The following is a 23,825-nucleotide window of genomic DNA, read 5'->3' on the forward strand; positions in this document are numbered from 1 at the left end:
CTCTGAATTAGCTTGTGTGTGCTTTTGAGTTATTGTACGATACTGCCACTGGTGTTACAAGTGTCACACAAAAAGGAGAATATTATGTCAAAAACACAAGTAGTTGTCACCGGCGGCAGTGGTTTCATTGCAATTCACATTATTTTACAGTTACTTCAACAAGGCTATGCTGTTAAGACAACTGTTCGAAATCTCAAAAAAACTGAACTCGTTAAACGCATGCTCAAAAATGGCGGTTGGGATGATTTTACCGATTTGTCCTTTGCAGTTGCGGACCTGACTACCGATGCTCACTGGGACGAAGTTATGACCGGCGCCACTTACGCGATTCATCCAGCGTCCCCAACCCCAACATTAAACTTTAAAAACGAAGCTGAAATGATCAATCCAGCAATCAATGGTGTACTTCGCGTTTTAAAAGCCGCTAGTGCCGCTCACCTCAAACGCGTCGTGCTCACTTCGGCTTACGGTGCCATATTTGCCGGTCACCGTGATCAAACAACACCTTTCACTGAGGAGGATTGGTCGGATCTATCCGTCAAGGGCATTCATCCTTACCAAAAATCTAAAACATTGTCAGAACGTGCAGCTTGGGACTTCATCGACAATGATAATAGTGGTTTAGAACTCGCAACCGTCAACCCCGTTGCCGTGATGGGACCTGTATTAGCCGATGACTATTCTCACTCAAACATTCAAATTCAAGAAATGTTAACCGGTAAGACTAAAGTGCTTGCACCAGTTGATTCTGGTTACGTCGATGTTCGCGACGTTGCAAGCTTACATTTGCTGGCAATGACTAGTCCAAAGGCTGCAGGTCAACGATTTTTAGCCACCACGGGTGAAACGTACTCTATGAAAGATGTGGCAGATATTTTGCGTGATAATTTCCCGCAATTTGCAAAGAATATCCCATCAAAAGTTGTCCCAACTGCAATCATCAAGGCGGCAGCGGTTGCCAACCCGATGTTGAGAATGGTGGCTTCCGTGGCTGGCACTTACGCCGAAACAAGTAACGCAAAGGCCACTAAGCTATTGGGATGGCAGCCTCGTTCAGCTAAAACCGCGATCTTAGCAACTGCACAGTCGATGATTGATTTAAAAATTGTCTAGCTATATTAATTAGTGATTGGTCATTGTATTCTTCAATTAAAACGAGTACACTAAATATCAGTCGTACACGATTGATTATGGAGGAACATCATGACAACTCATGTTCACTTAGCAGATCAGCTCTGTTTTAGCGTCTATAACGTTAATCGCCTATTTAATAAGTTCTATCAAGAAGCGCTTGAACCGTACCGCCTCACATACCCACAGTATCTCTTGTTAACCACTTTATGGGAACAAGACCACCGTGAATTACGCGACTTGGGTCAGACGCTTCACCTTAACTCTAATACGTTAACGCCCATGGTTCGACGCTTAGAGGAACGCGGTTGGGTAACTCGCACGCATCCTGAAAATGACAAACGACGATTAGTCGTCAGTCTCACCAAGATGGCGCGAGACAATGAAGCACCGATTCATGATGCCTTAGCAACGTGTTTAGCGCGTTATCAACTTACCATTGAAGACTACGAACAAGCCTTAGCACTTAATCAAAAATTACAAACCGCTTTCAGTGAATAAGCGGTTTTAATTTTAATTAATTAGTCGTGCACGATTATTTAAAATACTTGGAGGTTACACAATGACAATGGATTACGATGTACTATTTATTGGTTCCGGCCACGCCGCTTGGCACGCAGCCGTCACACTACAACAGGCCGGCAAAAAAGTGGCCATTGTTGAACGAGATTTAGTTGGCGGGACTTGTACGAATTATGGCTGTGATGCCAAAATTGCGCTGGACGGTCCCTTCCAATTAATTGAACAGCTTCAACGATTCCAGGGGCAAGGCATCACCCAAATGCCAACGCTTGACTGGCCCGCACTCATGGCCTACAAGCATCAAGTCATTGATCCGTTAGCACCCACGATGACACAGCTTTTCAACCAATTAGGTTTGACCATGATTACTGGCAGCGCAGCTTTAGTCGATGCCCATTCTGTACAAGTTCGCGATCAGATTTATACCAGTCAAAACATCGTTTTAGGCACCGGTCAACGTCCAATTACCTTAAACATCCCTGGTAATCAATACATTCATGACAGTCGGGAGTTTTTGGACTTGCCCGACATGCCACAACGATTGGTCTTCATTGGCGCCGGTGTTATTGCGATGGAATTCGCTTCGATGGCCGCAACTATGGGTAGAGAAGTTCACATTGTGGAATATGGCGATCAGGCGCTTAAAGCCTTTGATCAAAACTACGTTCAACGGCTTTTGAAAAAACTAGCAAATCAAGGTGTCCAGTTCCACTTTAATGAAGCCGTTGTTGGCATTGAAAACACAGACGATGGCTTCGTCGTTAACACCAAGAGTGGCCTGACAATTGAAACTGACTATCTCTTAGGCGCAACTGGTAGAACGGCAAATGTCGAAGACCTGGGTCTCGAAAAATTGGGCATTGAAGCATCACCACGTGGCATCAAAGTTAACGATCACCTCCAAACGACCGTGCCAAATATTTATGCGAGTGGCGACGTGCTCGATAAACAACAGCCGAAGCTCACACCAACCGCAACTTTTGAATCAAACTACATTGCCAGAACCATTTTAGGTGGTGCTGCACCAATTCAATACCCGGCAATTCCAAGCGTTGTCTTCACCATGCCAAGGCTTGCGCAAGTCGGCGTTAGTGTCGCAACCGCACAGTCTGAACCAGATCGTTATCACACGCAAGTTGTCCCATTTGGTCAACAATTAGCTTTTGAATATAAGCGTGCGTTAGACGCTGAGCTGACCGTAGTGCTTGATCAAGACGGCTTCATTGTGGGTGCGAGCCTGTACGCCGATGACAGTGATGACCTCATCAACCTATTGACCTTCATCATTAATGGTCGCTTCACTGCAACCCAACTTCAACAACAAATCTTTGCCTTTCCAAGTGCAACCAGCGGCTTGATTGACCTGCTAAGTACCATCTTGCCACAGTAGCCGATTCCGATTTTTAAAAGTCAAAGAGATTAAAGCAAATAAGCGATCCGGAATTTTTGATAAATTCTGGACCGCTTATTTTTTTGTATGATTATCGTTACGACTAATGCCGTGTTAGCCACTACAAAACTTTATTAATGTCGATATCGTTTTCTTAACACTGAATGACCACCGAGAATGCTAATTGCAGCTACCATGAGAAGGCCGATTAATGTACCAGTTGACGTGCGTTCACGCGTTTGTGGTAACTGTCGTTTCGTTTTGTGTTGTGATTGACTGGTGACAGTTGCTGAATGATTAACAACGTGAGCAGCTTGGACTGATTTTATCGTTGCATTGTTTGAATGCTTAGCTTTAGCAAGCGAATGCTTGGTGGTCTTCGATTGAACGGCCGAGGCCTCCTGCGTGAGTGCGGAACGGCTATCCGATTCAGTTTCCAACAATTCCGTAACTTGCTTAACTACTTCTGGTGACGATTCAATTGGTGCCGGCACTGTCACTAAACTATCGGAATCCGGAACGATTACTGTTTCTAATTGCGTAGCCGGTATTGGCATCGTGGTCGGTTCAGTAGTTGGTGCCGTGGTTTTCTCCGTGGTTGAAGGGTCAGGCACGGGTGTTTCTGTTGTCGTGGTGCCGCCAGGTTGTTGGTTGGGCGTCAAATTATTGTAATACTGATCTGCTGTAACGTGGGGCGCTTCATTGGGCACCTGCGTTCGTACAAGCACCGGCATCACGACAGTTACAGGTGCCGTCAAGCCCATGATTGGCAGTAACTGGTTAGCCGCTACTTGATACTGAACGCCCGTTACTTGCCCAATTCGACAAGTGGCATCCACGAGTACTCGAAGTAAAATCTGCTGGGCACTACCAACCAAATAACTACTAGCATCATCGTAACTGATTTTAAAGCCTGTCACCCGGGTAAAATTAGCCACTTCAGTTGCATCATGCCAATCACTTGTGGTTGATGGGTTTTGTGCTGTCGTATATTGAACAACCACACGTCCTCGCCAACTGACTGGCAAAGTAACCGACTCTGTTAAATGCAAACCGGGTTCCAGTGTCCCAACTAAATTCAGCTGAGTTAGAGCGGGCGTTGAATCAGCCGCAAAATCAATTGCAATCGTACCAGTCTGCCCAGCGGCAATCTCGTTGGTGACCTGATTCATTTTAATCTGTGAGCCCTGCTCCGTCATCTGGATACTGCCACGCTTAGTGACTGCAAAGGCAACCTGATTGGGATTCAAGAAGGTATATTGTGACGGCAAGACCGGCAAAGCAACATCAGCCGCTGAGGAGTCCGTTAACGTCGCTCCTTGATTGCCATCGGCGCTGGTGTAAAGGCTTGTCACTAGCTGACTTAAATTTAGACTTGGCTCAATCCAAACCGGAACAGTAAGTCGATTTTGTTGTCCCGGAGTAATCGCAGTATTTTGCCAGTTAATTTTCAGCAGTGTCTGTCCAGCCTGTTCAAAATCGGTCGTCAGCACCTGAATTTGTTGCTCATCGCCAGTATAAACTACGCCCTTCGGCAATATCAGATAACTCGTCACACCGGTCAAATAATCGGTGGCCACACTGCTATTTCCAACGGTGACGATCAGCTGATTATCACCAGCAATCGCGAGCTGACCAACTTGTTTGGCAACGTTAACGTCTTCGTTCAACATCGCTGAACTTTTCTGCGGTTTTACAATTTCAGCAGTCCGAGGCGCCATCGCCTGCTTTAAAATTGGAATGTTGTCCGGATAATCCGCAAAGTATATTGCACCATAATCTTCACCAGGGGTTAGGTATCCGCCTGGACCTTCACCATCGGGACCAACTACGATTGCACCATCAGGACCGTATAATAGGTCCACCCAATTTCTACCAAAAACATATCCAGCTTCCTCGACTAACAATGTGTTCGTCACTGTACCATAATATCCCCGCTTTGGTGTCATCACAAACGCCAAGCCATCATCGTAGTCCAACCCATTGGGAATTTGCGTAAACCGGAGTTGAATTTTATCTACCCCACGCGAATTATCTAAATACTGATTAAGATCAATCTCACCAGCTGTATACCTCGTTAAAGCCGTTTTTTCATAGTCGGTTTCGTCCTCATACTTCACGTATAAGTCAAACTTGGGTTGTTCTTGGGAAATGACTTGTTGTCCCAATATCCAAGTGGTTGGTTGTTTTAACATTAAGCCATCTGCATTTAAATGTGGATCCACATCGTAGGTTACCACGTACTTGTTGATGGCACGGGTCCCCTCGCCGACTTCTGTGTAATCTCGATCAGGCGCGCTCATAAAAGCTGGCCCGATTCTCATGACAAACTGAAGTTCACCATCCGGCGTAATCTGTGGTGTGCTAGGATCAAAAGTTTGAAAGTAATGAACGCCACCATCTTGTGGTTCTAAGACGTTGCTACCCACGCCTTCCGCCACCATAATTTGGTTACCCAACAGTTGTGACGCAACACTCTTTCCGGCAACTGTGGTGCCACCACCTTGTGCAACCGTCGTAATTGTTGTACCTGGCGCGACAGTTGGCAAAATTTCGGCCGCAAACTGAAAGCTCTCAGCAAAAACGTAATCTGGGTTAGCCATTTGTTCAGCGATGCTTGGTGCTGCAACTACAAACTGATAATAACTGCGGTTCTGTGCATCACCATCACTGCTTAATTGAGTAGCGACCGGTGTGCCAGCAATATTTGACGCGTACGCCAATTCCGGTGGCAACGCGACGTTAACTAACACAGCTGTTCCCGGAGCCAAGTAGGCCTGTCCCAGCTTTTTAGGCATCAACACTGTCACAGAGTAAACCACGAAATCACCTGGTGCGCCAGTGATCAACTTCGGATTGATGACGATGTTGCCCTGATCATCCGTTGTCGGACCGCCAGCAGCATTGGCCTCGATCACACCAAGCATTTGATTGTAGATTGACATTGAGGCCTTCGTTTCAACCGTGACACTCTGTTGCGCACTGGCCACAACCTGTTGATCTAGCATTAAAGTTGCAGCGATTGTTAACTTAGTATCATTAATGAGTGGCTGATCGTTAGTTTTGAACGTAAATGTTTTGGTTAACGAAGTCGCCGTCAATCCTTGTTCAAAGTCATAAGTTAAAGTCGCCTTTTGCTTATCGTAGGTGGGTGTTTTACCACCGATAGTCAAATCGGTACTATCGCTCAGTGGAAATGTTGTTGGTAACTGTACAATCAACTTTTGATCTGCACTTTGGTCGACATTCCCCGCCATACTTACTGATAAGGTCGCATTAACGTCGGTTCCTGATGCCACTACCTCATGATCAGTCGCCAGTGTCAGCGAGCCAGTTGACTCATGAATTGCTTCACTTTCTTGGGAAGATGCTGTCATATCAGCTGAATTAGTTTGTGCAAACGACACCACCGTTTGTGATGACGCATTTGTCTGATTATCAGAACTGGATGCAGTATTTTCATCGGTGTCTGGTTCACTAGCAGCATTACGACTATTTTCTGTGGCGGATTGCTGGTTCGAACCATTTGTATCCGAATTTACACTAACATTTTTTGACTCAGATTGGGGCCCAATATTTACTGGCTTAGCTGCATTCACCGATGCCGTAGTGACGGTTGTTTGCGCAGAAGTAGTCTGCGTTGTAGCGTGTCCCTGGATTGGTGCACAGACGACGATTCCTAATAAAACTGAATGACACAGCATGATTTTCATCAATAATCGATTAGAATCTCGCATGTTTTTCACCTCTAATATTTAAAAAGACACAATTGAACGGGCCGCTTCGTCATTTTGTACGAAGCACCCTCTTTTATGGTAAAAATATGATGTTAAAAAATGAAACGTCAATAATTTAACCCTTACCGGAAAATAAAATAGACTTCATTCTCATATTGGTATTCTTAACGTAGATGCATCCCAACAAAATTTTATAAACACTATTATATCAGCATGTAAGCGGTTGTTTCATTAAAGTGTACTCATAAAGTTTTGATTATGCAATTATATTTGGGCAATAATTTCAATTCGTAATTAAACTGTAATGTAAATTTACAATCCAATTCAGCCTAAAATTGGTTGTTTTATGACCTATACTATTTTGTGAAATGGGCTTAGGTCATGTTTTAACTACTTTACTGGTCAAAAACAAGACACGCTGACTTAAAAGAGTTGTTAATCCTGTATTACATCAGCATGATTGGCCTTTCACGGGGTATATTCAGTATTTCATAATTTACATCTTGCTAATTACCCATTTTAGAGTCAGACATATTAAGAGCACAGTTTACGATAACTCAAATTTCCGTTCACCCGATAAATTTACGCAAAAAGGCGACACGATTCAAATCGAATCGTATCGCCTTTACTAACGGCAAAACGTTAGTCATCTCGAACTATTTGCTGCTAGTTAATCTTTTAATCTTCCCGACGTGACTTCTTGGCCAAGCCAAGGACACTGAGAAGACCCAATAATGACAACCCAATTACCGAGCCAGTTTGAGCTGTGGTTTCACTTGTCTGTGGTAACCGCTTGGCCGCAAGATTCTGCTTAGCTGCTGGTTGTTCAGTTGTCGACTCAGTTGAGTCCAACTCTTTAACCGCCTGCGTTGGTTGACTAGTCGTGTGGATAGTCTCTTCGCCATTACCACCATTGGTAGCGCCAGCATCGACTGAATCAGGATTAAATGATCCCTCAGGTGGCACAATACCAGGGTCATCCCACCCAGGTGTCACCGTTGCGCCATCGGTACCGGTTGAAGTGCCACCGTTATCTGGCGTCGTTGTACCGCCATTGTCTGGTGTCGTAGTGCCACCGTTATCTGGCGTCGTTGTACCGCCATCATCCGGCTTAGTAGTCCCACCCTCATCAGGTTTAGTGGCATTCTTCGTATAGGTGATTGTCACCGTTGTGTTCTCAGGTGCGGTGGTTGTAGCGCCCACTGTCGCCTGAGCAACCGTAGTCTGACTTGCGGTGTAGCCAGTCAAAGTAGGCACTTGATATTCATAATAAGCACCCTGTGGCGTATAAACTGTTTCACCCGTTGCATCATTCGTCACTGTCTTATAGGTGATTGTCTGTACAACTGGCGCTGTCTTATTGGTGGTACCATCAGCGTTAACAAAATTAATTGTCCGTGTAGAAGTTGCTGTACCGTATGAATACGTTGGTGTGTAGTTAACCGTTACCGTGGTATCAGTCGGTAAGACGTTAGTTGCGCTAACAGCTACTTGGGCAATAACCGTTTTATCGGCAACATACCCCTTTTGTGTTGGTACTTTAACTTCGTAGTAGGCACCTTGTGGGGTATAAATGGTTTCACCTGTAGCAGCATTTGTCACAGTCTTGTAGGTAATCGTCTGAACAATTGGCGCCGTTGGGTTGATCGTACCATCTACGTTGACGAAGTTGATTGTGCGAGTTGAGGTCACAGTACCATATGTTGAAGTTGGATTATACGTTACCGTCACTGACGTATCAGTCGGTGCAGTTGTCGTTGCCCCAACAGCAACTTGGGCAACCGTGGCTTGCTCTGGCGTGTAATTTGCTTGAGTTGGCACCTTAACCTCGTAGTAGGCACCGGTTGGCGTATAAACAGTTTCACCTGTAGCATCATTCGTAACTGTCTTATAGGTCACAGTTTGAACGATTGGTGCCACACTGGCGGTACCATCGCTATTCACAAAGTTAATGGTCCGCGTTGAGGTTGCCATTCCATATGAATAGGTTGGGTTATAAGTGACAACGACCTCTGAATCAGTTGGTGCTACGTTTGTTGCGGCAAGTCCTTGTTGTGCAATGACTGCTTGATCTGGTTTGTAGCCTTTGATAGCTGGTGATTTAACTTCATAATACCCATTTTGTGGCGTATAAATTGTTTCACCAGTTAATGAGTCTGTTGTTGTTTTATACGTTACGGTTTGTACGATCGGATCATTGCCATTAGTCGTACCATCAACATTCACGTAGCTGATGGTACGAGTTGTGGTTGCAGTCCCGTACAGGATTGTTGGTTCTACCGTGACAGTCGCTTTTTTGGTTACCGTCACAGAATTTGAAATTGCTATGCTATAAGTGATAGTGTACTGACCGGCTTTTTGCACGGTGTATGTGCCGTCGCCATTGTCTTTGAGGACACCGGTTGGGTCATCAAGTGTTGCCTTCACGTCACTGTCATCTGCCGTATAGTACGTAGAAGCACTCACACCATCAAAATTATCTTTAAGGTTAACAGTTGTATCCTTCGTTGCTTGAATCGTTGAATCATGAGTGTTGAGAACTTTGATAACCGGCACACCGCCATCAGAGTTCGTTGCGCTGTAATTCCACTGAGCAGAACCGTCATCAGCGTCTTTCATAGTAACATCTTTAAATGTTGAATTATAAGAATAATATTGATATGCATCACCATTTTGATTGAGTTGGACAGTGTAGCCATTAGCAACTAAAATATTTTGGATATCTGTCAACGAAATTGCGTAACTTCCGCCCTGATATAGTGGTGTATTAGCTGCATTTTGATCTGGTGACCATGGCGTATTATTCGAAATCATGATCTGTGATTTATCAATTGTTGGCAGTAATTTTTGAACATCTTCATCCGCCAATGTTAATGAATTATCGGCGTTGATCTGATAAGCGAAATAAGGACCATCAAGGTTTAAATCTACTTCCTTAGTAAGGGAAAGATTGCTTTGAATGTCACCAAGTATATCTCCGATTTGATTAAAAGCCAAAACGCCAGCAGATGCATTAATAGTGCCAACATTCAGGTCCGTTTGATTTTGGTTAACGTAGGTCAGAGGCAAGTTTACTGAGTAAGAGGTTTGACCATTCAGTGTTCCAATAAATTGAACTGCAATCAGTTGATTCCAAGTGAAGTTGGGATGGGTTGCGAGCATTGTTGCCATGTTCAAATATTCGCCTTGTTCAATCGAATAGCGAATGATTAAATTGCTTGGAAATGCGCTGGTAAAAGTACTTTCGTTAACTTTACTTGCGTCAATTGAATAATTGGAAATCATATTCATATACGTATTACTATAGTAATTGGGTAATAGGATGACGTAATTTGTGTACATATAATCATCAGTGTCGTTAGACAAGGTAAAGGTGGCAGAAACGCTATTAGGATCATTTTTTTCAACATCAAATGGTGCAACACTCGATACAGTAGGGCCATTCAAATCATCTGCAAATTGATTTGTTGTTGCGGATGCCTGGCCATTCCCAATGGTTGCAGAAACTGTAACATTGCCATCTTTAACTGGCATCGTCTGCTCAGCCACACTCATATAAGCATTAGCCGAAGGTTGAATTGCACCACTATCACTTAAATACTGTGTGTGCGTATCAGCATGTCGGGTATCATCCCCTGCACCAATCAAAGTTTGATTCCAAGTTACATTATAATTTTGACCTGCAGCAATGGTACCTTTTAGTTGAACTGCAACCAAAGTAGCTACTTGATCATCAGTTAATTGATCTGCGGCAATATTGTAAAGCCCGCCTTTATTTGAAAAAGTTGCTGTAAAACCAGTTGGTAAGCTGGCCAAAATATCGGCTGCCGTCATATTCGTTTCAAAGTGAGGATCATCGTTACCGTCTGCTTTATCAGAGATATAATCTCCGTAAGGCGTAATCAAGTCTACTTGTCCCTCAGTAATATCAGTGTCACTCGTGTTGCCAAATGTAAAATGTGATTGAATATTTTGGGCTGAAGCTGATAACGTCGAGTTAGATTGGTCATTGCCATTTTCACTAACGGTTTGTGTCACATCGCCATCACTATTTTCAGCAGTCCAGTATGCCCCAACAGTTACCCCATTACTACCAGAGTTGGTGGCTATTGACCCATCAGTAGCCTTAGTGGGATTTCCAGAGGCCTTATCAATAATTGCTGGCTGTGACTGTGCATTAGCTACGTACTTGGTGGCTGAATCAGCAGCCACCGGTGCAGCTGCTGGTGCAGGTGTTGGTGCGGTAGTCGTTGATGGTGCTGGATCAGCCGCCTCAGTTGTTGCCGCTGCCCCAGTGCCAGCAGTAGAACCATCAACATTAGTCGTATCAGGTGAACTAGAATCTATCACCGCCGTTGGCTCTGACGTTGAGTCAGTAGCACCAGTTGCCGTTGAACTTGTCGGATCCGTCGCAGCGTGTGCTGTCACACCGGTTCCTGTCATAATTCCTAACCCCAAGGTTGCGACAGTTATCGCCGCAAAAACCCAGGTACGCCCATCCTTATACATCTTGTAGTGTACTTTTTCATTTGTCATATGAATGCTCCCCTTACGCATTATTTATAGAAAGAATCCTCCAAAGATTCGTACATGATGTTTGACACATCGTGGTTATTTCAAACATAACACTTTTAATGTAACTATAAAACCTTTTTGCAGGGTTCCCGTCTCCTTTCTTTTTAAGGTACAACTAACTTTAGTTGCGTCAAGCAAGTAACTTACACTAATCTGGTTTGTACATACTCATAATCTGAGGTATTTATGCTAAACTGTTATACAAACTGCTTAATTAATACGAAATAACTAATATCATTTGAAATAATTAAAACCTGTTTTTATATGATAATTAAGTGCCGATTCACAAGGAGGACCACCATGCCAGCTAACTCTGAATACCCCATCGTCAAAGATCAGACAATGCCGTTCGATGACTTAGAGCCCGAACACCACTATCTAAACTGTGAGATCACGTTCGCCCATGACGCATTGAAATTATCTGACGTCATTTTAGATCACTGCACCTTTCAACAAGCTAACTTTTCTGCCGGTGAATGGTTAGATTGTACGATTAAACGGTGTCGTTTTTTAAACGCCGATTTTCGAAATTGTCAATTCTACCGCTGCACCATGATTGGTAATCAACTGATTGGTGCAGATTTCACCGGTAGTCATCTCAAGGCTGTCACACTAAATGATAATCAAGCTGATTATGCGAACTTTTCCGAAACGACTTTAGACCAGGTAAGTTTTAATTCAACTCACCTTCAAGAATCAGCCTTCCAGGCAGTGAGCATCAAGCATAGCCTTAGCTTCAAACAGTGCACCTTAACCAGTGCAGACTTTAGTGACACACCGTTAAAATTGGTGGATTTGCGGACAAGCGAGATTGCTGACCTACGTTTCTCACCTCAATTAGCTGTTGGCTGTACGATTGATTCGTTTCAAGCCATCACGTTTGCCTTAGCACTTGGCGTTCGAATTGAGGATTAACTCATAACCAGAAAAAAGGAAATTAAAATCGCATTCACGATTTTAATTTCCTTTTTTCTACTATAATACCGTTTCATTTCACAGCAAATCGATTCAACGTTTCCGCTACCCCAGTTTCAAAATTAGCCTGCGTCACATAATCGGCAATCTGTTGAATCGCCGGAATGCCGTTGCTCACTGACACCGGCAAGCCAACAGCTTTAAGCATCGCTAAATCATTCGAATTATCGCCAATGGCAATCATCTCCTGTGGTTCAACGCCAAGCTTCCGCCCTAGTGCAAGCACAGCTGAACCCTTATCTACGCCAAAATGATTGGTTTCGATATACATTCCCGATGAAAAGGTACAATTAATTTTACCGTCAAAGCGAGTCCGCAAGGCCTGTTGAATCGCCTGTCGAACTGCGATATCTGGATTCATGGCAATGACTTTTAAAACTGCCTGCTGCATAAACTGATCCACTTGCCCCGGTTTCATCAACTGCGCAAACTGAACACCCCGCGTTTTTAAGTAGGCTTGATCATCTGATCTTGGCCGGTAAATGTAAAGCTGGTCAAGCGTATAAATATGGATGGCAACGTCGAATTGTTGCATCACCGAAAACACACCTGCTACTTCTTCATAAGGCATGCCGCGGGTCATTAAGAGCTGACGGTCAACATTTTGGGTAATTACCGCGCCGTTATTGGTAATCGTATACTGATTCGACATGGTGGCTAAGCCCAACTTTCTCAACAGCGGTACGACACTATCAAAGCTTCGACCCGTGTTAGGTACAAAGTAACCACCGGCCGCCACAAAGGTTTTAATGGCGCGAACATTCTCCTCTGAAACACTGCCGTCTGCTCGCAATAACGTTTCGTCTAAGTCACTGGTCATTAATCGATAAGTCATCATTGACACTCCTAAACTATCCTAAAATTTACAAAAAAGTCCGGGTGGTCAGCAATCGGCCAGGCGGACTTTATTGGTAGTTGTTTATTCTATGACTCTGAAATACCAGAGATCACGGAAAGGTCGTGCATATTTCTGCCGAGATCTTGATAAAGATTACGGTAAATCTGGTAATACTTGTTGTAGACCTCGTGTTGATCGGCACGTGGTTCAACTTTGTCGCCAAGTACTTGCCACTTTTGAACGCCGTCAACGGTAAGGGTGTCAGTAGCTAAACCAGCTAGCATGACGTCACCCAAGTTGGCTTCGGCGTCATCCAATGGGGTGCGCACCGCATAACCAGTCACATCCGCAAACATTTGAACCCAGTCCTTAGAATGCGTCACACCACCGGCGATGACGATGTAGTCACCGAGGTCACGACCAGTGCTTTCGATACTGTGGCGTAAGGCGTAGCAAACCCCTTCTTGGAAGGCGTGGAACAAGTCCGCTTTAGTGTGAACCAGTGATAGGCCGAAAATCGTACCCTTGGCATCCGAGTTCCAGATTGGTGCACGCTCACCCATGAAATAAGGTAAAACGACAAGGCCACGACTACCCGCGGGAACGTGCTTGGCTTCATCACCTAGCGAAACGTAGGCGTTTTTACCACCCGCATTTTGAACGGCAACCTCTGGCGCACCAAAGTTATCGCGGAACCACTTCGTAATGGCACCAGCTGTGGCAGAACCACTAAAGTTATAAACTAATTCCTTTGATTTGTATGGGTAAGGCCAAACGATTAAGCCTTTGCCTTTAATTGGCTTCTCACTCACTAACGCCGCGTTCATGGACGAACCAATGGCAGCTACATAGCGACCGGGTTCAAAGACACCCATGCCGATGTTGGCAGCCCCAACATCAACACCACCAGCAATCACAGGTGTTCCAGCAGTTAAGCCAAGATTTTCAGCCACGTCAGCTGTTAAACGACCCGCAATCTCCGTTGCATCGACGAACTTCTGTGGCATTTTATCCATCGGTACACCCATAGCGTCCATCATTTCTTTCGACCATGTGCCGGTGTTAATGTCAAAGAATCCACCAATGTTACCAGCTGCTGAGTAGTCGATTGAAACTTCACCAGTTAATTGATAGATGGCGTAGTTGTTCGGTGGTAAGAACAGCTTGGTCTTCTTCCAATTTTCTGGTTCGTGGTTCTTGATCCACAGTACCTTGGTGTAACCGTAATATGGATCCACAACGTCATTCCCAGTGATTTCAGACAACCGATCCAGGTCAACGTTTTCCTTAACCCACTTGGTTTCTTCAGCCGCCCGACGATCCATCCAAATGAGGTCTGGCCGAACTGGCTTCATGTCAGCGTCAACAGGAATTCCGGAGCCGCCATACAAACCACTCAGGCCAATTCCCTTAATCTCGGCTGGATCAACGCCACTCTGTTTAACCACTTCACGAATCGAATCTTTAACACCTTGTACCCAAACGTCTGGCCATTGTTCAGCCCAAAGTGGTTTTGGTGTCAAAACATCATATTCTTGCAGGTTTTGGGCTAACAGTTTACCATCAGTATCCATCAAAATACTCTTGGTACCTGAAGTCCCAATATCAGTTCCAATTAAATAGGTCATTACTTATCTCTCCCTTGAGTACGCACTTCATTAACGCGTTCGGTTTACCATGCGGTGAAGGCACCATCGATCAGGTAATCATCACCAGTTGAGAAGCTGCTTGCATCACCAGCTAAGTAGACGGCCATGCCTTGTAATTCTTCAGGTGTCCCCAAACGGCCAAGTGGTGCCCAGTCGTTCCAAGTTTTGATCAATGGCTTCAAGTCTGGTGAACTCAAGGTTAAGTCAGTTCCCATGTAACCAGGACTCATCGTGTTAACTCGAACACCCTTCTTAGCCCATTCAATGGCAAGTGACTTAGACAATTGAATGACGCCAGCTTTAGTCGCGTTGTATGAACATTGTGGTTGTGGCCGGTTAACGATGTGCGCTGACATTGAAGCGGTGTTCACGATTGAACCCTTACCTTGTTTGATCATGTAACGACCAGCAGCTTGTGAGCAAAGGAAGACTGAGTTGAGGTTCAAACTAACAACCTTGTTCCATTCTTCAAAAGTCATTTCTTCAGCAGGAATGTTCAAGCAAATACCAGCGTTGTTAAAGGCGGCATCAAGGCCACCCAACTTATCAACAACTGTGTCGACCATGTTTTGAACTTGGTCTGGATCCGTGACATCGGCTGTGACGGCAATTGCTTTTTGACCCGTTGCCTTTGCAATTTCATCAGCAGCTGATTGAGCCTTTTCACCGTTGATATCAACGATGGCGATATCAGCACCTGCTTCGGCTAAGCCAGTTGCCATGGCCTTACCTAACCCTTGTGCACCACCAGTGACATAAATCTTTTTGTTATCCAAACGCATCCGATCTAAAATACCCATGATTGAAGCCTCCGTTTTATTTTGTCATTTTATAAAATAACTTTATTTAATTCGATTACTACGTTAGAACCCTTTTTAAAATCTGTCAAGGATTTTTTGATAGCGTTTTCAAATTATTTTAAAAACTAGTTCGTTTCGCCCGCCAGATCAGCATCGTCTGCTTCAACGTTCTGACCATTTGCTAGTCGTTTCTCTAATTCTCGCACGATTTCATCATGTTTCTTCTCAGTCAACGTGACTTTAACCCAGAAAATAATGGCTGCGATGACCAATAAAACGATGGGAATATAAAACATCACCATGTTAAATTGTGACACACCAGTTGCTGAAATATCACTTGGTTTGGCGTTACCAGTCATCCCAACCATCACAGCGACGATCCCAACGATCCCATTAGACGCTGCCCCGGCTAATTTATCAATCAGTGGTCGCACTGACAGCGTAACCGACTCATTTCGCGTCCCATTGATCAGCTGGCCATACTCGACACTGTCGGTAATGGTCATCAGAGTAGCCAAGAAAATTAGTGGATATGGGAAGAAGTAAAACGCTACAGCCAGCAGCACTAATCCAAGGCTCTGACCAGCCAACAGAAAAATGACGTAACCAATAATCATGAAGAAGATACCACCGATGTAAATGGCCTTTCGGTGAATCAACATCTCAAGTGCGGGGAAGAGCCCAACCGAAATGACACCGAGCACACAGGTAATCACACCAACCCAGGTATAGGCCCCAGCGTTACCGAGACGATAACGGAAGTAATACATCAAAAGTGAATTCGTCACCACGTAACTAAAAGCAAATAAGAAGTATGAAGCGGCAACCCACAGCAATTGCTTATTGCCGATAATGGCGCGGAAAATGTCACCCAACGTCGTGTGCTTGACGTTATCACGAATCACGTTTTGCTGTTCCTTCAAGTTCAAGCAGGTGATGAGTGCACCACCAGAACACAGTAACGCCACAATCAACACGTAACCAGTCCAGCCAGCACGGGTCTGAGTCCCAAATGGTACCTTAGAGAACCAGTGTGAAAACAGCATAATGGCTGGTGTGATAATAATAATAACCACCTGTGCGCCTAATGTGGACCCAATCCGAGAAGCAGTCCCAAAGCGCGTCCGCGTCTTACTATCCAACCCCACTGCTGGCAGCATTGACCAAATGGCAATGTCACTGAACGAATAGAACACGTCAATAACCAAGAACGTAATCGTCAACAGGATCAGATAAAACACTGGGTTACTCCAGGCTAACCCAAAGTAGTCTGAAAACAGGAACAATAATCCAATCGATGCGACTACCGACCCAATCATGATCCAAGGTCGGAACTTACCCCAACGCGTCTTGGTGTTATCAACAACTCCACCAATCATGGGGTCAAACATAATTTCGCCAACCCGAATCACCACGACCATGGTCGTTACAATGCCGACCATTTTTTCATCGCCAGCGTTGGTAAAAAGTTGACTGGTTAGGAACATCATGAAGTAAATGCTCAGTGTGTTATAAAAAGCATCATGTCCAAATGTTCCGAATGCGTAAGCCAAATATTTTCGCACAACAATCTCACCTCATCAATCTAATTGATTATTTTGTAAAACCATTTTACAAAACATCTTTTCGATTGCTATTCTAAATGTAATCGGTTACAGTTTCAATAGCATTTCAGCTAATTATTTATTTCACAGAAGGTATACTTGAACGATATGATTAATCAAATTGAGGTAGATTGTTAATGAATTATTGCTTTTAGGTGGTGATTTCGTGATGCTCGATACAACCACAACTCGCACAAAATAGGCTCACTTTGTGATTTATTTCTCATCTTTTATCCAGCTGTTCCCTTGATAAGCAATAGTTAATCAAAACTCATTTCATAAAATGTGCTACACTAAAATCAACAATTATTTGGAAGGGAGGCCTTTACTTGGGCAATAGTAATATGCAAACGATTCAGCACTCCAACTACTCGCAGATTTACCATCTGCTTTATCAAAATGAGCAGTTGTCAAAGCAAGGTATTGCCGACCAACTCAAACTGAGTTTGCCAACTGTCAGTGCCAATCTGGAGAAATTGTTGGACCAAAAACTGATTCTAAAGCAGGGACAGCTTAAATCAACGATTGGGCGCCGCGCCACGGCTTACGCAATTGATCCCGATGTCGCGTTAAGTGTCGGTATTGAGATTTTTCGTAACCAAGCCACCGTTAGTATTTTGAACTTAGTGAACACGCCCATTGTGACCGAGACACTTAACCTGACCTTTGACAATGATGATGCGTACTTCCAGTCACTGTCTGAACGGCTACTTGCGATTATTGATCAGCACAAGATCGATCATGCACAGATCATCGGTGTTGGCGTTGGGGTTCAAGGACTCGTATCTAACGATGGAACCACTGTTCTCTACGGCAAAATTCTGAACTGTACTGGCATGACCACGAAAAACTTTAGCGATTACTTGCCGTTCCCCGTCACCTTCTACCACGATGCAGATTGTGTGGCAGCAGCTGAGTACGCGAAGAAACCAACAGACGGTATTTACCTTTCTGTCAGCGAACACTTAGGCACCGCTGTCATCTTGAACGGCAAAACGTTGGAAACTAAAAGTGGACGGAGTGGCACCATGGAACACATTACGTTAGATGGTGTCAATGGGCCTCGCTGCTACTGTGGTCGTCGCGGTTGCATCGAAACTTATTGTTCACTCAGCTCCCTACTCAATGAGGATGAGGCGGCAACGGACTTCTTCGCGCAGCAACAAGCTGGTGATGCCGAAGTGACACAGCGGTTTAACGTTTATCTGTCCAACTTGGCGCGCTCACTCTATAACTTGCATATGTTCATCGATATTCCGATTATTATTGCGGGTGATCTTGCAAAATACCTCCTGCCTGAGCACCTTGATGTGTTGAAGGCTGAGTTAACAAAGCTATCGGTGTTTCCAGAGCGTGATGACTACCTTGAAATCGGTCAAGTTGTCGATCATGCGGTGGCTAGTGGTGCTGCTATTCCGGCAATTAATGCGTATTTGAATCAGATTTAATTGTTCTTGATGTAAATTTAGTAGTCAAAAAAGTCCCTGGATTTTCTCCAGGGACTTTTTTAGCAATTCATCTTAAAAGATGATGTTCACTGCCACTACCACTGCAGGTAACGGTCGCTTTCAACTGCTGTGGGACCAGCTTCAGCCACGAAAACCACGTGTCTTACGCTTCGTCTGTGAGCCTTCAAAATTCGAAGTCTCACAAACGTCCAGTTCGAGTAAGCGCTAAAGCGCAAACTCGAACTTGTCACTGCAGCCGAAAGCGGCCGTTACCTTCCGTTCTCGTTGCCAAACTATGTGATATCATCTTATCCACCTTATACGTGCTCACTTCAAAAAAATATCATCCCCACCACGGCAAAAGGTCGTCAATTCCCGAGTACGGAATTGACGACCTTTTTAATCATGCATTATAAATCTGGTCTAAATCGTTAATCTGAACCTCAAATTATTCTTCATCACGTTTCTTACGTCCTAAACCGACCAATCCAAGCATCGTGGCCAACATAACACCTATGAATCCAGCGGGTGACGATTGCTCATCCGTCTGTGGCAATTTCTTAGCTGTTGTTGCTGTTTCATTTGACTTAGACAACGTCAACTGGTCAGCCTCCGACTTAACGGTACCGTTGGCGTCCACTTCGCTAGTTTGAGTTGTACCAGTCTTGGTCTGAGTTGGTTTCGATGCGGGTACCTTATTTTCTTGCTTATCGGTCGTCGTATCGTCATCTGGCTTATCTGGTGTTGTTGGCTCAACTGGCGTCGTTGGTGTGACTGGTTCTACCGGTGTAGTTGGTGTAACCGGGGTTGTCGGCTCAGTCGGACCAGTTGGATCAGTTGGTGTAACTGTTTGTTTTTCATAGTAAACATTCACAACACTGTTTTGACCAGCTGGTGTAACGGTCAGTGCCGCCACACTTGCTTGATCTGGTGCTTGATAACCTTTAGCACTCAAATCAGGTGAAGTTTGAACATCAAATTGACCCGAAGCCGGTGTCCAAGCACCATTGGTTTTAGCGTGGTTAACCATGTCTTCAGTATTCGTCCTGGTAAAGACGACTTGCTGCGTCTTGGCATCCGCAAGCACTGCGTTAGTATCCTTATCCAAGTAGTTGATTGTCCGCGTCACCGTCTTAGCTTCCGTGGTGGTCTTAATTTGATGTGCGTAGGTTACTGTAACCGTCGTATTCGTCGTATCATCACCAATTGTGACAGCGTCGGCGTTGCCACTGGCGGTGTCATAACCATCAGCTGCGAGATTCGGTGACTTAACGGCTGTCCAACCACCATTGGTCAGCGTCCAATCACCATACACTAATTCGCCCGTTGTAGGATTCTTGGTGATATTTTGTTTAACCGTTGCCGTTTGCGTCACACTCGGTGCGATAACAGCGTTGGTTTCAGCATCACGATAGTCAATCGTCCGCGTCACCGTCTTAGTTCTGACCCAAATACCACTGCCGGGTTGGCCATCTGGTCCTAAGTCGATCAATAAGCCACCCTTTGTTCCTTCAGTCGCGGTCAAACCGTTGGCACTGACTTGATAACTGATGTAGGCGGCTTGATCGAGTAAGGCGTTCTTAGCGATCTTAACTGGGACAACCAATTGACTCGCATCACTGGCCGGCAGATAATCATCGCCATTCGTCGTGATCTTGAAACCGACGACCTGACTGAAATCAGTAACTGCCGAAGCATCAACGTAAGCGGTTGGATCCGACTTTAGTGCGTAGGTTACGGTGGCCAGACTTGCCCAGCTAGCCGGTAAAATAATTGGGCCACTCATGGTCACTGCTGCAGTCGTCCCACGGGCATCATCAGGATTAGTAATCGACGTATCGTCGGCCACTGGTAAGGTGCCAATGATGGTTACATCACCTAAGCCACCGTCAGAAGCATCGGTAAAGAGCAATCCAAACTGAGCATTTTGACCAGCCTGTGCTGTCACTTCAGAACCAGTTTGGTTAGCAGCGTTCGTAGCGGTCGCCTTAATATGAATTTGGTGTGACGCCACGTCCATGACGTAAGTTTTAGTGTTTTGGAAGACCGTTGTTGTATCGGGATTACCATCAATGTCAGCAGTATCGTCCACCATTTGGACATCAGTTTGAAGGTCTGGATCAATGACGCCTGGCACCACCGTATCCTTTTCAGCAACGGTTGAATACAAGGTAACATTCATTGAATTTACTCTAGCCTTAGCGTCAATAGTCACACTGAGATTAAGACGATTTTGTTGGTTTGGAGCCAGTGCTGTTGCTGCCCAATCAATCGTCAGTTTGGTCGTGCCATCCGCCAGCTTTTCGGCCGTTACATTGGCGTCATTGCCCGTGTAAGTCACGTTCTTAGGTAAAATGACGTAACTCTTTAACCTGGAGAACGATTGAACCGAAGCTTGGTTGTTTTCAACCATAACTTGAAGTACGTTGTCGCCCGGCGTCACTAATCCGTTTGTCTGGTTCACAAATCCAGTTGATTCATTGATGACACGTGGGGTGTTTTCAGCTGGTTTGATGATTTCGGCGGTTTGAGGTTGCATGTATTGATCCACGAGCGTCTTAAGCGTTGTATCATCCGGCACATATTTACCAATCTCATCATAAAGGTGGATATCTGTGCCGATTCGATCAGTTCGTTGATGGTTGACGTTGATTGAATATTGTACAATCGCACCATCTTTACTGATCAAAACCTCTTCCCAATCGTCAGCGTCAAAGCCCGCAATTCTCAACGTAAAATCATTGGACACCGTGCCATAGTAACCCGCCTTCGGTGACATATTAAAGTAGGTGTACGTAATCAGGCCCTGTGGGTGGACCTTGTAAACAAATTCAAGTTGGGCTACACCCCGAGCGTTATCCACATATTGTGACATATCCGTCCAACCCAAAGTGGTAATATCCGTCAAGATTGGAGTTGCTTCAAAATCAGACTCATCTTGATATCTAACATAGATATCGCAAACCGGATTTTCAGCCAACGGCACAACGGTCCCATTAACTTCTGATGCCGGCGTATAAATCATCATTTGATCAACATTTAGATGTGGATCAACGTTATAGGTCGCGATGTACTTTGTGATTGAGTAATCGCCATAAGGACTATTTTGACCGATTGGATCCGAGTAGTTAAATGCATCCGGCCCCGTCATCATAATAAATCTCAACGTTGCATTCGGATAAACTTGGGGATCATCATGGTCCCCGGCATGATCCGAAGCATTGCCGTTGCCATCCTTTGGTCCCCAGTTATAGTTCATGTAGTCGTTACCTTCAGTCGGAATCGTTTGGTGTCTAAAATCAAACGCAGTCTGAATTTTACTGGTGGCAATCTGTGAGGTTACCTGATTTTGATTAATTGAATTAGCCACAATCTGAGCCTGGGTTGTTAAAGTGGTTAACGCTGGTGTAGAGGCGTTAATTTGGAATACGACATCAAAGTAGCCACTAAACAGGTTGTCTTTGGCGGCCTGTTGTTCTGCTAAGCTAGGTGCTGGAATGTTCCAAGTCAGCATGGTTTGTCCATTACTGGTCTGAATCGTTGGTTCACCGTATTTGGCTAAAGTAGTATTGTCAGTCTTCCAGTAAGTCATCCCAGCTGGCGCCAAGAAGATGAGCTTGATGATTGAACCAGGTGCAAAGTATGCTTGCCCTAATGTACTCTTTGGTGCTGAAATTCCCAATTGATAGACCAGGTAATCGCCAGCAATCCCAGTCAATTGAGTGCTGTTGACAGTGGCATTACCATCTGCATCCAGCTTAGGCGTCCCGTCGTCATTTAGCACTAGAACACCAACCATTCGGTCAGTGACCCCATAGACCGCTTTAGAAGTAATCGTGACGACTTGCTCATCGGTTGCTTGAAGCTGGGTATCACCATCAAAATACTGCGCCGCCATACTCATGGTCGTCCCATTTACGGCACCATAATTACTGGTGTTAAAGACGTACCGCTTCGAAATAGATAACCCGTTAATTGGTGTCATGAACGCATAAGTTAACTGTGTACCATCCGTACTTAACGTTGGTGTCACACCATCAATTGTCAGGTCCTGGTCGTCAGTTAACTTAAAGCCAACTGGTAGATCAATAACTAGACGCTGTTCGTTCATCGTCTGGTTGATCCCACTCACTGAGAGTTTTAAGTTGAAAGTAGCGGTCTCACCGGCCTGAATCGTTGCCTTTTCGGCAGATAGGTCTAACTTTGCGGTTACAACTGTGGCGGCAATGTTGGCCTTGGCTTCCTTAAAGACGCTCATCCGCGACATGGTGTTTGCACTCAAAGTCGCCGGCTGTGCTACTTGGACAACTTGCTCGGCAGAATTCGTTGCGGGAACGTCACTTGGAGTCCTGTCTGTCGCATCAGCATTACTGTTGCTTGTGGTATTAGTTACAGAACTTGTTTCTGCACTGTCAGAATTACTTTCTTTGGTTGCGCTTTCATTATTCTGTTCCGACTCTGGTGCTGACGACTCAGTAGACGTCGAATCAGCGTTAGTATCACCCGTGGCATTGCCAGTAGAATCAGTGTTTTGGTCACTGTTCTCCCCACTTGTATACACATTACTTTCATTGCTAACTGATGAAGATTGCAGTGTTACATTTTTCCCCGATGTAACACTCGTACTACCCGTAAGCGACGATGACGACGCATCGTTGTTCGTCGCTTCTTGCCCAGTGGTTGCCTGAGCTTGCACTGCTCCTGTAATCAACAAACTACTTAGAACTGCTCCTGAAACAAGCGCGTACTTCAAAATGTTACCTTGTTTCATCGTAATTCCCCCCTATTCAATTTTGGGTATCCTCCAAAGATACGGCTTCCTACATCTAACATGTAGTGGCTACCTAAAACATAACACTTTTAATGTTGCTATAAAACTAATTTGTCACAAACTCGTCTCCTTTATTTTTTAGGTATGCTGAACTTTCGATATTTTATTTAAATTGAAAACTAAAATGGACCCAACCAACGTTGTCATGGTTGATCACAAATTCACTGTATGCCGGCCTTTTAAACCAAAAAAACATTACCGAATGTCTTATCCCACATTCAGTAATGTTCGTCATAATTATATAAAATTATTTATTACAAAATTATCTATAGTTATCCATTAAAGTGTGTCGTAACACCGCTTCACCCACTATCTGGGCCTGATA

At 44.7% G+C, this 23,825-nt stretch carries 12 protein-coding genes; 5 read left to right on the top strand and 7 right to left on the bottom strand.

The genetic code is table 11. The annotated features are described in order from the left end of the window. The first annotated feature begins 84 nt into the window (after positions 1-84). The 3 genes from FD04_RS03385 to FD04_RS03395 all read left to right on the top strand — a co-directional run bounded on the left by FD04_RS03385 (position 85) and on the right by FD04_RS03395 (position 3,043). Positions 85-1,113, top strand: a complete 1,029-nt coding sequence (locus tag FD04_RS03385) for an SDR family oxidoreductase (RefSeq protein WP_056947003.1) — start codon at positions 85-87, stop codon at positions 1,111-1,113. 90 nt (positions 1,114-1,203) lie between these two features. Beyond that, complete coding sequence (locus FD04_RS03390; RefSeq protein ID WP_054699388.1) at positions 1,204-1,632, top strand: MarR family winged helix-turn-helix transcriptional regulator; 429 nt, start codon at positions 1,204-1,206, stop codon at positions 1,630-1,632. Between the two features lie 61 nt (positions 1,633-1,693). After that, a complete protein-coding gene (locus FD04_RS03395; RefSeq protein ID WP_056947006.1) occupies positions 1,694-3,043 on the top strand; it encodes a dihydrolipoyl dehydrogenase family protein in 1,350 nt (449 codons plus the stop codon). Positions 3,044-3,177: 134 nt separating this feature from the next. Here FD04_RS03395 and FD04_RS03400 read toward each other — a convergent pair whose 3' ends face one another. Both FD04_RS03400 and FD04_RS03405 read right to left on the bottom strand, forming a co-directional pair. Further along, positions 3,178-6,780, bottom strand: a complete 3,603-nt coding sequence (locus FD04_RS03400) for a hypothetical protein (RefSeq protein WP_056947009.1) — start codon at positions 6,778-6,780, stop codon at positions 3,178-3,180. Between the two features lie 678 nt (positions 6,781-7,458). After that, on the bottom strand, positions 7,459-11,316 hold the full coding sequence (locus FD04_RS03405) for a mucin-binding protein (protein ID WP_056947012.1): 3,858 nt from the start codon (positions 11,314-11,316) through the stop codon (positions 7,459-7,461). 339 nt (positions 11,317-11,655) lie between these two features. Between FD04_RS03405 and FD04_RS03410 the strand changes: the two genes are divergently transcribed. Beyond that, complete coding sequence (locus FD04_RS03410) at positions 11,656-12,270, top strand: pentapeptide repeat-containing protein (RefSeq protein ID WP_056947015.1); 615 nt, start codon at positions 11,656-11,658, stop codon at positions 12,268-12,270. A 73-nt stretch (positions 12,271-12,343) separates the two neighbouring features. Here the strand turns inward: FD04_RS03410 and FD04_RS03415 are convergent, their stop codons facing one another. The 4 genes from FD04_RS03415 to FD04_RS03430 all read right to left on the bottom strand — a co-directional run bounded on the left by FD04_RS03415 (position 12,344) and on the right by FD04_RS03430 (position 17,182). Then, a complete protein-coding gene (locus FD04_RS03415) occupies positions 12,344-13,165 on the bottom strand; it encodes a Cof-type HAD-IIB family hydrolase (RefSeq protein WP_056947018.1) in 822 nt (273 codons plus the stop codon). 89 nt (positions 13,166-13,254) lie between these two features. After that, entirely contained in the window at positions 13,255-14,796 is a 1,542-nt protein-coding gene (locus FD04_RS03420; RefSeq protein ID WP_056947020.1) for an FGGY-family carbohydrate kinase, read from the bottom strand. Positions 14,797-14,840: 44 nt separating this feature from the next. Next, complete coding sequence (locus FD04_RS03425; protein ID WP_054699371.1) at positions 14,841-15,617, bottom strand: SDR family oxidoreductase; 777 nt, start codon at positions 15,615-15,617, stop codon at positions 14,841-14,843. Between the two features lie 125 nt (positions 15,618-15,742). Beyond that, a complete protein-coding gene (locus FD04_RS03430) occupies positions 15,743-17,182 on the bottom strand; it encodes a glycoside-pentoside-hexuronide (GPH):cation symporter (RefSeq protein WP_054699367.1) in 1,440 nt (479 codons plus the stop codon). Between the two features lie 368 nt (positions 17,183-17,550). On the opposite strand from FD04_RS03430, the gene FD04_RS03435 reads away from it, so the two are divergent. After that, positions 17,551-18,669, top strand: a complete 1,119-nt coding sequence (locus tag FD04_RS03435) for an ROK family transcriptional regulator (protein WP_191981748.1) — start codon at positions 17,551-17,553, stop codon at positions 18,667-18,669. 448 nt (positions 18,670-19,117) lie between these two features. Here FD04_RS03435 and FD04_RS03440 read toward each other — a convergent pair whose 3' ends face one another. Next, positions 19,118-23,440: a mucin-binding protein gene (locus FD04_RS03440; protein WP_056947024.1), complete on the bottom strand. Its 4,323-nt coding sequence runs from the start codon at positions 23,438-23,440 to the stop codon at positions 19,118-19,120. Positions 23,441-23,825: the final 385 nt, after the last annotated feature.

Origin of the sequence: Secundilactobacillus odoratitofui DSM 19909 = JCM 15043 (assembly GCF_001434895.1) — a bacterium.
GTDB lineage: Bacteria > Bacillota > Bacilli > Lactobacillales > Lactobacillaceae > Secundilactobacillus > Secundilactobacillus odoratitofui.

What these genes read in the sequence shown, in the direction of transcription:
- FD04_RS03385 (WP_056947003.1), top strand. Translation starts at nt 85, where the DNA reads ATGTCAAAAACACAAGTAGTTGTCACCGGCGGCAGTGGTTTCATTGCA.
- FD04_RS03425 (WP_054699371.1), bottom strand. Translation starts at nt 15,617, where the DNA reads ATGGGTATTTTAGATCGGATGCGTTTGGATAACAAAAAGATTTATGTC.
- FD04_RS03405 (WP_056947012.1), bottom strand. Translation starts at nt 11,316, where the DNA reads ATGACAAATGAAAAAGTACACTACAAGATGTATAAGGATGGGCGTACC.
- FD04_RS03420 (WP_056947020.1), bottom strand. Translation starts at nt 14,796, where the DNA reads ATGACCTATTTAATTGGAACTGATATTGGGACTTCAGGTACCAAGAGT.
- FD04_RS03415 (WP_056947018.1), bottom strand. Translation starts at nt 13,165, where the DNA reads ATGACTTATCGATTAATGACCAGTGACTTAGACGAAACGTTATTGCGA.
- FD04_RS03395 (WP_056947006.1), top strand. Translation starts at nt 1,694, where the DNA reads ATGACAATGGATTACGATGTACTATTTATTGGTTCCGGCCACGCCGCT.
- FD04_RS03410 (WP_056947015.1), top strand. Translation starts at nt 11,656, where the DNA reads ATGCCAGCTAACTCTGAATACCCCATCGTCAAAGATCAGACAATGCCG.
- FD04_RS03440 (WP_056947024.1), bottom strand. Translation starts at nt 23,440, where the DNA reads ATGAAACAAGGTAACATTTTGAAGTACGCGCTTGTTTCAGGAGCAGTT.
- FD04_RS03390 (WP_054699388.1), top strand. Translation starts at nt 1,204, where the DNA reads ATGACAACTCATGTTCACTTAGCAGATCAGCTCTGTTTTAGCGTCTAT.
- FD04_RS03400 (WP_056947009.1), bottom strand. Translation starts at nt 6,780, where the DNA reads ATGCGAGATTCTAATCGATTATTGATGAAAATCATGCTGTGTCATTCA.